General features: G+C 72.4%; 13 protein-coding genes. 3 read left to right on the top strand and 10 right to left on the bottom strand.

Features of this window, described 5'->3' with window-relative positions; genetic code table 11:
- Positions 1 to 1,507 (top strand): alpha/beta hydrolase (locus RI554_07645; GenBank protein MDR9391886.1); only part of this gene is annotated, 1,507 nt, incomplete at its 5' end.
- 28 nt (positions 1,508 to 1,535) lie between these two features.
- Positions 1,536 to 3,746, top strand: coding sequence for an AAA family ATPase (locus RI554_07650; protein MDR9391887.1), 2,211 nt, complete (start codon positions 1,536 to 1,538; stop codon positions 3,744 to 3,746).
- Between the two features lie 2 nt (positions 3,747 to 3,748).
- On the opposite strand, the gene phnE (RI554_07655) is transcribed toward RI554_07650, so the two are convergent.
- From phnE (RI554_07655) to dcd, 9 genes are all read right to left on the bottom strand, one after another.
- A complete protein-coding gene (gene phnE / locus RI554_07655; GenBank protein ID MDR9391888.1) occupies positions 3,749 to 4,552 on the bottom strand; it encodes a phosphonate ABC transporter, permease protein PhnE in 804 nt (267 codons plus the stop codon).
- A complete protein-coding gene (gene phnE, locus RI554_07660; protein ID MDR9391889.1) occupies positions 4,552 to 5,340 on the bottom strand; it encodes a phosphonate ABC transporter, permease protein PhnE in 789 nt (262 codons plus the stop codon). The genes phnE (RI554_07655) and phnE (RI554_07660) overlap by 1 nt, the downstream gene beginning before the upstream one ends.
- The gene (phnC, locus tag RI554_07665; GenBank protein MDR9391890.1) at positions 5,330 to 6,130 is read right to left on the bottom strand and encodes a phosphonate ABC transporter ATP-binding protein; all 801 of its coding nucleotides are present in this window, start codon (positions 6,128 to 6,130) and stop codon (positions 5,330 to 5,332) included. Before phnC ends, phnE (RI554_07660) begins: the two co-directional genes overlap by 11 nt.
- Before the next feature lie 67 nt (positions 6,131 to 6,197).
- Positions 6,198 to 7,067 (bottom strand): phosphate/phosphite/phosphonate ABC transporter substrate-binding protein, encoded by an 870-nt coding sequence (locus tag RI554_07670; protein MDR9391891.1) that lies wholly within the window; start codon positions 7,065 to 7,067, stop codon positions 6,198 to 6,200.
- A gap of 102 nt (positions 7,068 to 7,169) precedes the next feature.
- Positions 7,170 to 8,063: a carbohydrate ABC transporter permease gene (locus RI554_07675; GenBank protein MDR9391892.1), complete on the bottom strand. Its 894-nt coding sequence runs from the start codon at positions 8,061 to 8,063 to the stop codon at positions 7,170 to 7,172.
- Complete coding sequence (locus RI554_07680) at positions 8,063 to 8,992, bottom strand: sugar ABC transporter permease (GenBank protein ID MDR9391893.1); 930 nt, start codon at positions 8,990 to 8,992, stop codon at positions 8,063 to 8,065. The genes RI554_07675 and RI554_07680 overlap by 1 nt, the downstream gene beginning before the upstream one ends.
- A 95-nt stretch (positions 8,993 to 9,087) precedes the next feature.
- Positions 9,088 to 10,383, bottom strand: a complete 1,296-nt coding sequence (locus tag RI554_07685) for an ABC transporter substrate-binding protein (protein ID MDR9391894.1) — start codon at positions 10,381 to 10,383, stop codon at positions 9,088 to 9,090.
- 195 nt (positions 10,384 to 10,578) lie between these two features.
- Positions 10,579 to 10,956: a hypothetical protein gene (locus tag RI554_07690; GenBank protein MDR9391895.1), complete on the bottom strand. Its 378-nt coding sequence runs from the start codon at positions 10,954 to 10,956 to the stop codon at positions 10,579 to 10,581.
- Between the two features lie 9 nt (positions 10,957 to 10,965).
- Positions 10,966 to 11,514: a dCTP deaminase gene (gene dcd, locus RI554_07695; GenBank protein MDR9391896.1), complete on the bottom strand. Its 549-nt coding sequence runs from the start codon at positions 11,512 to 11,514 to the stop codon at positions 10,966 to 10,968.
- Between the two features lie 38 nt (positions 11,515 to 11,552).
- On the opposite strand from dcd, the gene RI554_07700 reads away from it, so the two are divergent.
- Entirely contained in the window at positions 11,553 to 12,329 is a 777-nt protein-coding gene (locus tag RI554_07700) for a type III pantothenate kinase (GenBank protein MDR9391897.1), read from the top strand.
- 186 nt (positions 12,330 to 12,515) lie between these two features.
- On the opposite strand, the gene mltG is transcribed toward RI554_07700, so the two are convergent.
- The coding region (gene mltG, locus RI554_07705; GenBank protein MDR9391898.1) for an endolytic transglycosylase MltG at positions 12,516 to 13,499 on the bottom strand (984 nt) is incomplete at its 5' end.

Raw genomic sequence — 13,499 nt, forward strand, 5'->3', positions numbered from 1 at the left:
CGCGTTGGCGTGCACCGGCGCGGCGCAACCGTCCCCGTGGGCGGGCACCTGGCGCGGCGCGATCGACCCCGGGCCGGGCGAGCTGGCGCTCGTCGTCCGCCTCGACGTCGGTCCGGACGGCCCGCGCGGGACGCTGGACGTCCCGCTCCAGGGCGCGCGCGACGTCCCCCTCGACGTCGTCCTCCTCGACCCCGACACGATCCGCTTCACCGCGCCGGACCTACCCGCCGCCCCGATCTTCACCGGTCGACGGACCGGGGACGTCCTCGAGGGCGACCTCGTGCAGGGGGCGGCCCGCCTCCCGTTTCGACTCGAGCGGGTCCCCACCGACGCCGGTGCGACCGCCCCAGGGGACCGCGGCGCCGCCGGAGACGCGTCCGGTCCCACCCTCCCCGGTGCGGCGGCGGGCCTCACGCCCCGCCCCTACGCCGAAACCGAGGTCGCGGTGGCCGGCCCCGCCGGCCCGCTCGCGGGGACCCTCACCCTGCCGCGCGGGCTGGGCCCCCACCCGGTCGCGCTGCTGCTCTCGACGTCCGGCGCGCAGGACCGCGACGGACGCGTCGCGGGCCACCCGACGGTCCGCACCCTGGCCGACGCCCTGACCCGCGCCGGCATCGCCACCCTCCGGTTCGACGACCGCGGCGTCGGCGGCAGCGCCGGCACGTACGCCGACGCGGGCCTGGACGGCCTCACCGCCGACGCGCTCGCGGCGCTCGCCTGGATCCCCCTACGAAGCGACCTCGCCGCGGACCGCGTCGCCGTCGTCGGGCACGGGCTCGGGGGGATCGTCGCGGCCCGCGCGACCCTCGCCGCGCACGCGCCGGCGCGCCGCCCCGACCTCGTCGCCGGGCCGGTGGCCGACCCCGTCGTTCCCGCCGCGACCGTCCTGCTGGCCGCGCCCGCCGCCGACGGGCTCGCCGTCGCCATCGACCGGGCCCGGGCGGCGCGCCCGACCGCGGACGGCCCGTCCGCCGACGCGGAGGCGACGTACCTCCGGCAGCTGCACGCCGCGTTCCAGGCGGGCGACGCCGCCCGCGCGACCGCGCTCGCACGGGCGTGGGCGACCCGCCGGCTGCAGGCCCGCCCCGCCGCCGAGATCCCCACCAGCGAAGCGGACCGCGACCGGATCGTCGCCGCCGACGTGCGGGACGCGACCGCGCCGACGGCCCGCGACGCCCTCCTCGCCGAACCCGCCGACGTGCTGGCGGCGCTGCCGGGACCGGCGCTCGGGGTGTACGGGGCGCGCGACGTCCAGGTGGTCGCGGCGTCGAACGCGGCGGCGTTGCGCGCCGCGTGGGCCAGCCCCCCGGACGCCGTACGCGCGCCCGACCGCCCGCCCGGGGTTCCCCACGACCGCGACGTGGTCGTCCTCGCGGGCGTGACGCACGCGCTGCGGTCGACCGCGGGGCCGGCGCCCGGTGCGAACGGCACCGACGCGGACGCGATCGCGGCCGGCGTGAAGGCGCGCGTGACGGCGTTCCTGGAGGCGCACCTGTTCGGGTGGTGAGGCGGCGGGCCGTTGCTAGCATGCCGGCATGGCGGACGCCCCCAGCCTGTTCCAGGCGGCCGACGAGCCGCTCGCCGCCCGCATGCGGCCGCGCACCCTCGACGAGTTCGTCGGGCAGGGGCACGTCGTGGGGCCCGGGCGGCTGCTGCGCCGCGCGATCCTCGCCGACCGACTCGCCAGCCTCCTGCTGCACGGCCCCCCGGGGACCGGCAAGACGACCCTCGCGCGCGTCATCGCCGGCTCGACGAAGGCGGAGTTCGTGGCCCTCAACGCGGTGCTGGCGGGCGTCAAGGACCTCCGCGAGCAGGTGGCCGCCGCCGCCGAACGCCAGCGGCGGGGCGGGCGGACGTTGCTGTTCGTCGACGAGGTGCACCGCTTCAACAAGGCGCAACAGGACGCCCTACTGCCGTCGGTCGAGGCGGGGATCGTGACGTTCATCGGGGCGACGACGGAGAACCCGTACTTCGAGGTGAACGCCGCCCTGGTCTCGCGCAGCCGCGTGTTCCAACTCGTGCCCCTGACCGAGGACGACCTCCGGGCGGTGGCCCGCGCCGCCCTGACCGACGAGGTCCGGGGTTTCGGCACGCTCGACGTCCGCCTCGAGGACGACGCGCTCGACCACCTCGTGTCGGTCGCCAACGGCGACGCGCGGTCGTTGTTGAACGCCCTCGAGCTGGCGGTCGTCACGACCGAACCGGACGCGCGGGGCGCCATCGTCGTGGACCGCACCGCCGCGGAGGAATCCATCCAACGGCGGGCGGTGCTGTACGACAAGGAGGGGGACGCGCACTTCGACGTCATCAGCGCCTTCATCAAGAGCGTCCGCGGCAGCGACCCCGACGCCGCGCTGTACTGGCTGGCGAAGATGGTGCACGCCGGGGAGGACCCCCGCTTCATCCTGCGGCGCCTGCGCATCCTGGCCAGCGAGGACGTCGGTCTGGCGGACCCGCAGGCGCTCGTGCACACCGAAGCGGCGGCGCAGACGTACGAGGCGGTCGGCATGCCGGAGGGGCGCTACGCGCTGGCGCAGGCCACGCTGTACCTGGCGACCGCCCCGAAGTCGAACAGCGCCATGGCGTTCTTCGATGCCCTCGCCGCCGTCGAGCGGGAGGGGCGCGGCGACGTGCCGGCGCACCTGAAGGACGCCCACCGCGACGGGGCGGGGTTCGGGCACGGTCGGGGGTACCTGTACCCGCACGCCTACCGCGATCATTGGGTCGCGCAGCAGTACCTCCCCACCGCCCTGCAGGGCCGCCTGTTCTACGACCCCTCCGGCGTGGGGTACGAGGCGACGATCGCGGACGACGTCGCCCGCCGGCGCGACGCGCAGCTCGCGGCGATGACGGGCGGCGATCCGGGGGAGGGGGAGATCCTCTCCACCAGCCCCTGGGACGCGGAACGCGACGCGTGGGCGGAGCGCACCCTGTCGGGGCGCAGCGACCTGGTCGAGGCCCTCCGCGAGCGCCTGGTGGAGGCCGCCGGGCTGGCCCGCCACCACCGCGTGCTGGACCTGGCGGTCCGGTCGGGCTGGACGACGTTCGAGGCGATGCGGCGGACGCCCGAGGGGCACGTGTGGTCGCTGCCGCACGGCGAGGCGGCGGCGGACGCGATCCGCGCGCGCGTCGCCGGCCGTCCCGAGCTCGAACGCCCGGTCGTCGCCGTCCGCCCCGAGGGCGACGGGACCGACGGCGCGCCGTGGTGGGCTGCGCTCGCGGAAGGGGACGCACCCCCGACCTTCGACCGGCTTCTCGCCGTCGGGCAGCGCGCGACGGTCGAGCCCGCCGCCGAAGCGTGGCTCGCGCACCTCGCGCCGGCGGGGCGGGCGGTGCTCCTCGATCCCGCCCCCGGGGCCGGGGGGCGGCTCGCGGACGCGGTCGGGGACGCCCTCGACGCCCCCCGGGCGGCGCTGCTCGCCGCCGCCGAAGCGGCGCTCGCGGCGCCGGACGGGGAGGACGCCCTCGACGCGTCGGTGGAGGCGTGGACGGCGGCCGGCGGGGTCGTCGAGCGGAGGGAGGCGTTCGACGTCACCGTCGAGCGCCGCTTCGCCGCCGCGACGGTCGACGGCTGGTTCGAAGCGGACCGGCCGTTACCCGCCGCCCTCGCCGACGCCGGCGCGGACGGGAGCGACGTCGCGGCGATCCGCGCGGCGCTGACGCGCGCGTTGACGGCGGGTGTGGCGTGGCGGTCGCGGTGGACCCTGCGGGTCGTCCGGAGGGGCGACGCCCCCCCGGACGCCTGACGTCAGGCCAGGGCGCGCCGAAGGCGGGCGCTCAGCGCATCGACGACGATCACGAACACGATGATGACCAGCAGGATGACGGTCACCTCGCCCCACAAGCGGAACTGCAGGCGTTGCTGCAGGATCAGGCCGATCCCGCCCGCCCCGACGAGGCCGAGGACGGTCGCGGCGCGCAGGTTGATCTCGAAGCGGAACAACAGGTTCGACGCGAACTCCGGCAGGACCTGCGGCGTGACGCTCCACAGGAAGACGTGCAGGCCGTTCCCGCCGACCGCGCGGATCGCTTCGTTCGGGCCGGGGTCGATGCCCTCGACGACGTCCCCGAAGATCTTGCCGAGGAAGCCGATCGAGTGAATGCCCATCGCCATGATCCCGGCGGTCGGGCCGGGCCCGGTGGCCGCGACGAAGATGATGGCCAGCAGGATCTCCGGGAAGGTCCGGACCGCGACGAGGAGCACCTTCCCGGGGTAGGCCAGGACGGCCGACGGCATCAGGTTGCCGCTCGCAAGGAACGAGATCGGGAAGGCGAACAGGCCGCCGACGATCGTGCCGAGGATCGCCATGAACAGCGTCTCGAACATCACCGCGATCGCGCGGGGGAGGAGGCTCCACTCGGGCGTCACCAACCCGCGGAGGATCGGCGGGACGTTCGACGTGATGCCGGTCGCGACCCGCTCGACGCTGGGCAGGTCGAGGGTCGCGAGGGTCACGACCGCCAGGACCGCCACGCCGACCGCCGCTGCGAGGCGGAGGCGGGCGTTGCGGCGTTGCGGGGCGGGTTGGGGGGGGACGGTCGGCGTCGCCATCAGATCAACCTCGCGCGCAACCAGATCGACGCGCCGTCGATCGCGAGGACCAACGCGAACGTCGCCAGCACGATGAGGCTCACGTCGCCGTACGCGAAGAAGTTGAGGCGACCCAGCAGGTCCTGTCCGATCCCGCCCGCACCGACCAGCCCGAGCACGACCGACGCGCGGACGTTGATCTCGAAGGCGTACAGCAGGAAACTCGTCAGCGTCGCGCCGACCTGCGGGAGGACCGCGAACTGGATCGTCTGGTTCCGGGTCGCGCCGGCCGCGCGGAGCGCCTCGAGGGGGCCGGGGTCGACCGCCTCGACGCTTTCCGACCCGAGCTTCGTGAGGACCGCGATCGTGAACAGCGTCAACGCGACGACGCCGGGCAGCGGGCCGATGCTGAGGACGGGGGCGAGGAGCGCCGCGAAGAGCAGGTCGGGGATCGACCGCAACACCGTGAGGAGGGACCGCGTCACCATCAACACGACGCGGTTCGGGGCGGTGTTGATCGACGCGAGGAACAACAGCGGGTACGCGAGAAGCGCGCCGAACAACGTCCCGAGGTAGGCGATCTGGACCGTCTCGAGGAGCGGCCCCCAGATCTCGGGGAGGTAGCTCCAGTCGGGCACGAGCTTCGCGAAGAACTCGACGAAATCGACCGTGCCGAGCACCAGGCTGGCGAGGGAGAACTCGGTCTGCCAGGCGGACACCGCGATCGCCCCGAGGATCAGCCCGAGGGTGGTGGTGGTGCGGAGGCGTTGCGCGGCGCTGCGCGCCGGGAGGGCGGCGCTAGCCTGCATCGGCCGGTGTGGCGACGGTGTCGGCGTCGCCGCGCAGGTCGGTGTCGGCGTCGATGGGGCGGCCGTAGATGCGTTCGAACACCGCGTCGGTCGCCTCCGCCGGGGGGCCGTCGAAGACGATGCGGCCGTCGTTCATGCCGACGATGCGGTCGGCGTACTGGCGCGCCATGTCGATGAAGTGGAGGTTCACGAGGGTCGTGATGCCGTCCTCCCGCGCGATGCGTTTGAGGTCCTGCATCACCGCGTGGCTGGTGGGCGGGTCGAGGCTGGCGACCGGTTCGTCGGCGAGCATCACGCGGGGGCGTTGCGCGAGCGCGCGAGCGATCCCGACGCGTTGCTGCTGCCCGCCGGACAACGCGTCGGCGCGCTGCCAGGCCTTGTCGGGGATGCCGACGCGGACGAGGGCGTCGGCGGCCGCCTCGCGGTCGTCGGCCCCGAACGCCCCGAGGAGGCCCCGCCAGGCGGGGACGTGCCCGAGGCGGCCGGCGAGGACGTTGCGCATGACGGTGGAGCGCTTGACGAGGTTGAACGTCTGGAAGATCATGCCGATCTCGCTGCGCAACGCCCGCAGGTCCGCGCCGCGGGCGGTCGTGATGGAGCGGCCGTCGATGCGGACGTCGCCCCGTGCGGGGGGCACGAGGTGGTTGATCGTGCGGATCAACGTCGACTTCCCGGCGCCCGACAGGCCGACGATGACGACGAACGCACCGTCCTCCACCTGGAGGTTCACGTCGTGCAGCGCTTGGAAGCCGTTGGGGTAGACGACGTCGAGGTGGTCGACTTCGATCACGGGGACTCCTGGCACGGCGCGGGGGGTCGCCGGCGACGCCGACGACCCCCCGCGCGGCTTCGTGGGGTTACTGGAAGGTCTTCTGGACTTCGCGGACGGGGTCGTACGCGCTCGAGTTGATGGTGGCGAACGCGTCACCGCTCACGAGCTCGTCGATGATCGCGACGCCCTCCTCGGTGTCGCCGAGCTCCACGAGCGCCTGACGGATGATGTTGGCGACCTCGTCGCTGAGGCCCGAGCGGACGACGGCGCCGTCGTTCGGGATGTCGTTGGTGTAGCCGAGGACGCACACCTCGTCCATGACGTCGGGGAAGTCGCCCTCGACGTTGCTGCGGGCGTCGTCGAAGCTGGCGGCGACGTCGACGTCGCCGTTGTAGACCGCGAGGACCGACGCGTCGTGCCCACCGGCGAAGATGGTGGTCATGTCCTCGTCGGGGTCGATGCCGTAGTTGTTGAGCAGGTGCGCGTACGGGTACTGGTAGCCGCTCGTGGAGCCGGGGTCGACGAACGCCATGCGGGCGCCCTCGAGGCTCTCGAACGTCTGGAAGTCCCCGTCGCACTTGACGTTGAACTGCGACTTGTAGGTCGACGCGCCGTAGCGGACGGTGGCGACGATGGGCTTGGCGTCGTAGCGGTCGATCGCCTGCACCATGGAGGCCGGTCCGAAGAGGCCGACGTCGATGCGCTGGTTGCCGATCGCTTCGACCAGACCGACGTAGTTCGTGCTGACGAAGGTGTCGACCGGGATCAGGAGTTCGTTCTCGAGGTACTCCGCGAGCGGCTCGAGCGACTCGACGAGGGTCTGCGACTCGACGCTGGGCACCATGCCGATCGTGAGTTCGATCGGGAAATCCTCGACGTCGGACTGCGCGGTGGCGACGCCGACCAGGCCGGCGGCGAGCAGGAGGGCGGTCAGGGTGCGAAGCATGCGGTTCATCGGGGGATCACCTCCAAGGAGTGTCTACGCCACCACGCTAGCCACGCCGTGTCAGCGCTCCGTCAGTTCCCGGTCGGGGGTGGGCGACGGCCCACCCCCGGGTCACTTCGAATCGGACAGCGCGAAGCCGCGCATGAACTGTTCCTGGAGCAGCATGAACACCAGGAGGGGGGGAACGAGGCTGAGGGTGGCGCCCGCCATCACGTACCCCCACTCGACGCCCTCGCCGGTCCCGATGATGAGGTTGAGGCCGACCTGGACCACTTGGAGTTCCTCGCGGCGGATGATGACCTTGGGCCAGAGGTACTGGTTCCAGACGTACACGAACTCGATGACGGCGAGCGCACCGATCGTGTTCCACGACATCGGCACCAGGATGCGGCGCAGGAACTGCCACGGCGTCGCGCCGTCGATGCGGGCGGCGTCGGCGAGGCTGCTGGGGATCGCCATGAAGTGCTGGCGGAACAGGAACGTCCCGGTCGCCGACGCCAGGAACGGCACGATCAACGCCGCGTACGTGTTCGCCCAACCGAAGCCGTACTCGGCGGGTTGGAACAGAATCCGGTCGGGTCGCGACAACCACCGCCACCACGCCTCGAGGCTTTCGGGCGGTTGCAGGCTGACGATGTCGAACAACGGCACGACCAACACCTGAATGGGGATCATCAGGGTCAACAGGATGAGGCCGAAGATGACGCGCTTGAAGGGGAAGCGGAAGTACACGAGCGCCATGCCCGCCATCAGCGACAGGGTGGTCTTGCCGACCGTCACGGCGATGGCGGCGATGAAGCTGTTGCGCATGAAGACGAGCAGGTTCGCGTTCAGGAAGACGTTGCGGACGTTCTCGAAGAACTGCGTGCCGGGGATCAGGCTGGGGGAGAGCACGTCGACGCGCGTTTGGGTGGCCTTGACGACGGCGAAGAGGATGGGGAAGGCGATGATCGTGACCGCCGCGATCAGGACCGCGTGCAGGATCCAGGCGTTGCGGCGACGCATCAGTTGTCTCCGTACTGCACGCGGCGGGAACCGTAGCGGAACTGCAGCAGCGTGATCAGGATCGTGAAGACGAGGATGACGTTGCCGAGCGCGGCGGCGAGGCCGGTGTTGCCCGACCCCCCGAAGCCGTCGAGCGTCACCTGGTAGATCATCGTGGTCGTGAGTCCCGCCCCGTCCGCCGGGGGCGGCCCGACCGGCCCACCGCTCGTGACGATGTCGATGAGGCCGTACGACTCGAAGAAGGCGAACGTCAGGTTCGTGAACAACAAGAAGAACGTCATGGGGGAGAGCATCGGGACGGTGATGCGGAAGAACCGTTGGATGGGGCCGGCGCCGTCGATGGCGGCCGCTTCGCCCAACTCCTTGGGGACGTTCTGCAGGGCGGCGAGATAGAACACCATGTTGTAGCCCAGGTTCTTCCAGACCGATGCGAGGACGACGAGGGAGAACGCCAGGATGGGGGTGTCGAGCCAGCGCGGCTTGATGCCGAAGAGCGACTCGAGGACCTGGTTGACGCTGCCGATGTCGGGGTTGAACATGAATAGGAAGATCGTGCCCGCGACGGCGGGCGACAGCGCGAACGGCCAGATCAACAACAGCCGGTAGATGCGCGCCCCGCGGACGTTCTGGCTCGCGAGGGTCGCGACGACCATGGCGATCGACAGCCCCAGACCGACGACCAACGCGCCGTAGACGAACGTCTGGATCACGACCTGGATGTACTTGTCGGCCAGCGGGCCGGTGAACATGAGCCGGAAGTTGTCGAGCCCGACGAACTGGCGGGTGTTCAGGAAAAGATTCGAGCGGTACGTCGACAGCACCCACGCCTGCAGCGCGGGGTAGTAGATGAAGACCAGCAGGATGACGAACGACGGCAGCAGCAAGAGCCACGGCAGCACCCGGCTGGTGAAGACGGCGTTGTCCTTCATGGCGGCGAGCCTACCCCCCTACGGGTGGGGGCGGACCGGGTTCGGTCCGCCCCCCACCACGACGTCGCGTGCGACGTCGAACGACCGGTTGCGAATCAGAAGTTCGCGTTGTACTCCGCGAGGCGGGCGTTGGCCTCCTCGTTGGCGTCCTGCATGGCGGTCTCGACGTCCGCACCGTTGTAGATGCGCTGCAGCGCTTCACCGATGATCGTGCGGGTCTCGAGGAAGCTCCCCAGCACCGCGCCGGCGCTCGCCTGGTTCGCGTTCGTCTCGAGCAGCTGCTCGAAGGCGACCGCGAAGTTCGGCTCCTCCTCGAACCAGCCCTCCTGCTCGAGCTGGTCGACCGAGGCGTTGACGACCGGGTAGTAGCCGGTCAGCTTGTGCCACGAGACCATGTTCTCGGGGTTCGTCATGTAGAGGACGAAGTCGCGGGCGACCTCGAGTTCTTCGGTCGGGTGGCCGTCGGTCAGCCACACGCTGGCGCCGCCGATGACGACGCCGTTGCGGTCCACGCCGTCGGGGATCGGCAGCAGGCCGGTCTTGACGGCGAAGCCGTTGTCCGCCGCGGCGCGCGTGATGTTGCCGGCGTCGGCGGTGGAGGTGATGAAGAACACCGACTCCTGGTTCGCGAAGATCGCTTCGGAGCCGCCCCAGTCCTCGAGCGTCCCGGTGTAGCTGTACCAGCCGTTCTCGGCGAGGTCGCTCATGAACTGGCCGATGCGCAGCGCCGCTTCGCTGTCGAGCAGGAGTTCGGTGGCGCGGGCGTCGCGGCCGTTGCCGTTGTTCGCCAGCAGGGCGCCCTGCTCGCTCATCCACTGCTCGAACATCCAGCTGTGCAGCGGGAAGGTGAGGCAGTTCGCGTCGAGGCCGGCGCCGTCGATCGCTTCGCAGGCCGACAGCACCTCACCGAACGTCTCGGGGACGTCCTCGGGGTCGAGGCCCGCCTCGCTCATGAGGTCCTGGTTGGCGTAGATGATGGGGCTGGAGCTGTTGAACGGGATGGAGTTCACCTGCCCGTCCAGCGTGTAGTAGTTGATGACCGGCTCGATGTAGGCGTCCTCGTCGATGCCGCCGACCTCGCCGATCGGCTTGAAGATGCCGGAGTCGAGCGCCAGCTGGCTGCCGACCTCGAACAGCTGCACGAGGTGCGGCGGGGTGCCCTGGCGGGCGGCCAACGCGGCGGCCTCGAGCGTCTCGCGGTAGCTGCCCTTGCGCTCGCCGGAGACCTCGTAGTCCATGCCCTGCTCCTCGAGTTGGGCGTTGAACTCGTCGATGCGGTCCTCGATCCAGCCGGAGCGGGGCGCGTCGCTGAACGCGTACCAGAATTCGATCGTTTGGGCGGTCGCGACGCTGAACACGAGAGCGACGGCCATGGCAAGGATGCGCTTCATGGTTCCTCCTCTGGGGGCGGACCACTCGGCGAGCGGCCGCATCGGTATGGGTACTTCCCCCGACCGCCTACCATGCCGGTTCCGCGTCAAGTCCACATCATGGCGTATCGGGCCGGACCTCCCCGAACGGTACGTCCGTGTCGTCGGGGCGTCGGGTGCGGTGCGGCGCGGTGCGTGCGGTGCGGGGCAGGCGCGTCAGAGGCAGGCGCTAGCGTTCTTCGAGGCGACGACGTGCCCGAGCGCCAGGTCGAGGGGGAGGGTGGCCGCGGGGCGCAGCGCCGGGTCGGGATCGACCTCGAGGCGGGTCGCGCCGAGCGCCCGAGCGGCGCGCAGGAGCTCCTCCTTCGCGCGCGGGTCGTCCGCGCGCACCGCGTACGTGCGGGCGGCCGCGCGGACGTCCGCCGGGAGCGCCGCGCGGTGCGCGTCGGCGCGGTCGGCCGTCGTGAACGTCGGGAGCGACCGGCCCCCCTCCGCGTCGCGGACCGTCAACGGCGCGAGCGCGCCCGGCGGCGCGTCGCGCCGCACCAGCGCGTGCAGGGGACCGTCGAGGGCGGCGTAGGCGGCGTCGCGCACGCCGCGACGCTACACCTTCGGCAGCGTCACGCCCCGTTGCCCCATGTACTTGCCCTTGCGGTCGGCGTAGGTGGTTTCGGGCCGTTCGCCCTGGAAGAACAACAACTGCACGATCCCCTCGTGGGCGTACACCTTCGCGGGGAGGGGCGTCGTGTTGGACAACTCCAGCGTGACGTGCCCCTCCCAGCCCGGCTCGAGGGGCGTGACGTTCGCGACGATGCCGGTCCGCGCGTACGAGCTCTTGCCGAGCGCGACGACGAGGACGTCGTCGGGAATGCGCAGGTACTCCACCGACCGCGTCAGCGCGAACGAGTTCGGGGGGATGATGCAGACGTCGTCCTCGAGCTCGACGAAGCTGGCTTCGTCGAACGCCTTCGGATCGACGACGGTGTTGAAGGCGTTGACGAAGACCCGCCACTCGGCGGCGGCGCGCAGGTCGTAGCCGAAGCTCGAGAGGCCGTAACTGATGACGCCCTCGCGCTCGAGGTGCTCGACGAACGGTTCGATCATGCCCTCGCGCGCGCGTTCGCGAATCCAACGGTCGGACCGGATGCTCATGCGCGCGACTCTACCGCGCGGCGCGGTAGCCTCGCGGCATGCTTCTCGCGGTCGACGTCGGCAACACCCGCACCACCGTGGGGCTGTTCGACGGCGCGACCCTGCGGCACCGCTGGCGCGTCGCGACCGACGCGCGGCGCAGCGCGGACGAGATCGCGGTCCTGCTGCGGTCGTTGCGGGCCCTGGACGACGCGCCGCCGCCCGACCGCGCCATCCTGGCGTCGGTCGTCCCGGCGGCCGAGCGCGCCTGGCGCGAGGCGGTGGGGGAGCGCGCGGGGGTCCCGACCGACGTCGTGACCGCCGCGTGCGCCGCGTCGCACCTGCGGGTCGAGACCGACCGCCCCGAGGAGGTCGGGGCGGACCGGATCGTGAACGCGGTCGCCGCGACGGCGTACCCGGGGGACGCCTGGGTGGTGGTGGACCTGGGGACCGCGACGACGTTCGATCTCGTGCTCGCGCCCGACCGGCTCCGGGGGGTCGCGATCGCGCCGGGCCTGGAGGTCGCGGCCGAAGCGCTCGCGACGCGGGCGGCGAAGCTCGGCGCCGTCGAGCTCAGCGCGCCGGACCGAGCGGTGGGGCGCACCACGGGCGAGGCGGTGCGGTCGGGACTGGTGCTGGGGCACGCGGCCATGGTGGACGGCATGGTGGACCGCTTCGTGGCCGAGGCCCGCGCCGAGGTGGGGTCCGAGGCGCGCGTCACGGTTCTGGCCACCGGTGGGTTGGCGGGCGTCGTCGCGGGGGCGTCGGCGCGCCTCGACGCCGTCGAGCCGTGGTTGACGCTGGAGGGCCTGCGCCGCCTCGCGGGCGACGGCTGAGCGGCGGGTGGAACGACGGCAGGCCTTGCCCGGCGCGCACGCCGCGCGGTACGCCTGCCGCGCCGATCGGCACCGTGACGAGCGCCAACCCGCACGACACCGTGCCGAACGCGGGGGGCGCCGCGACGATTCCCTTCGCGAAACGACAACGCGAACCGCACGCACGCCCGTGACGTGGTCGGCGGGTCAGCGCAGGTAGCGCTCGACGTCGCGGACGTGCGCGGCGTACGTGACGTTGGGGCGGAAGACCGGCGTCCCGTCGTCCTGGCCGTGCAGGAAGTACAGCCACGGGGCGCCGTCCGCGCGCGTCCGCTCGGGTGCGAGGACCGCGCGGATCGCCGCGGCGCCGGGGTTCCCGATCGGGCCGGCTGGAAGGCCCGCGCGGGTGTACGTGTTCCACGGGTGGTCGCGCTCCAGGTCGCCGTCCACCGCCGAGAGGTCGGGCAGGTCCTTGCCCAGTCCGTACGCGACGGTCGGGTCGGACTGCAGCCGCATGCCGCGATCGAGGCGGTTGCGGAACACGCCGGCGATGACGTCCATCTCCCCCTCGTGCGCCGCTTCGGCCTGCACGAGGCTGGCCAGCGTCAGCAGCGCGTGCACCGTCAGGCCCTGCAGTTCCGCGGCGACCGCCCAGCCGTCCTCCAGCCGCGCCTCCATCGCGTCGGTGGCGCGCCGCACCGCGTTCTCGACGCTCGCGTCGGCGCGCAGGTCGTACGTCGCGGGGAACAGGTACCCCTCCAGCGTCGCGCCCTCAGGGACGGCGGCGGGCGCCCGGTCGCCGGGGTTCGTGAGGTGGCGGAGGGCGTCGGCCTCGCTCGCGACGTCGAGCGCCGCGAGGCTGGCCGCGACGTCGCTCAGGCGCCAGCCCTCCGGCACGACCCACGTCACGGTCCGCGGCCGCCCTCCCGCCGCGAGTCGTGCGGCGAGGGTGGGGCCGTCCATGGCCGGCGCCACGTCGTACAGGCCCGCCCCGACGCGGGTGTCGAGCCCGCGCGCGCGCATCCAGAGGGTGAAGGCGGTCGCGTCGCGGATCAACCCGGCCGACTCCAGCGACGCCGCGACCTCCGCGGCGGGCGTCCCGGGCGGGACGTCGAACGTCCGCGTCGCGGCGTCGTTCGGGTCGACCGGCCGCAACGCCAGGACGAACGCGGTGGCGGCGACGCCCGCCAG

This window comes from Trueperaceae bacterium, assembly GCA_031581195.1.
Taxonomy (GTDB): domain Bacteria; phylum Deinococcota; class Deinococci; order Deinococcales; family Trueperaceae; genus SLSQ01.

Excerpts from the sequence above, each read along its gene's own strand:
- RI554_07650 (MDR9391887.1), top strand. The coding sequence starts at position 1,536 with ATGGCGGACGCCCCCAGCCTGTTCCAGGCGGCCGACGAGCCGCTCGCC.
- phnE (MDR9391888.1), bottom strand. The coding sequence starts at position 4,552 with ATGGCGACGCCGACCGTCCCCCCCCAACCCGCCCCGCAACGCCGCAAC.
- phnE (MDR9391889.1), bottom strand. The coding sequence starts at position 5,340 with ATGCAGGCTAGCGCCGCCCTCCCGGCGCGCAGCGCCGCGCAACGCCTC.
- RI554_07670 (MDR9391891.1), bottom strand. The coding sequence starts at position 7,067 with ATGAACCGCATGCTTCGCACCCTGACCGCCCTCCTGCTCGCCGCCGGC.
- RI554_07675 (MDR9391892.1), bottom strand. The coding sequence starts at position 8,063 with ATGCGTCGCCGCAACGCCTGGATCCTGCACGCGGTCCTGATCGCGGCG.
- RI554_07680 (MDR9391893.1), bottom strand. The coding sequence starts at position 8,992 with ATGAAGGACAACGCCGTCTTCACCAGCCGGGTGCTGCCGTGGCTCTTG.
- RI554_07685 (MDR9391894.1), bottom strand. The coding sequence starts at position 10,383 with ATGAAGCGCATCCTTGCCATGGCCGTCGCTCTCGTGTTCAGCGTCGCG.
- dcd (MDR9391896.1), bottom strand. The coding sequence starts at position 11,514 with ATGAGCATCCGGTCCGACCGTTGGATTCGCGAACGCGCGCGCGAGGGC.
- RI554_07700 (MDR9391897.1), top strand. The coding sequence starts at position 11,553 with ATGCTTCTCGCGGTCGACGTCGGCAACACCCGCACCACCGTGGGGCTG.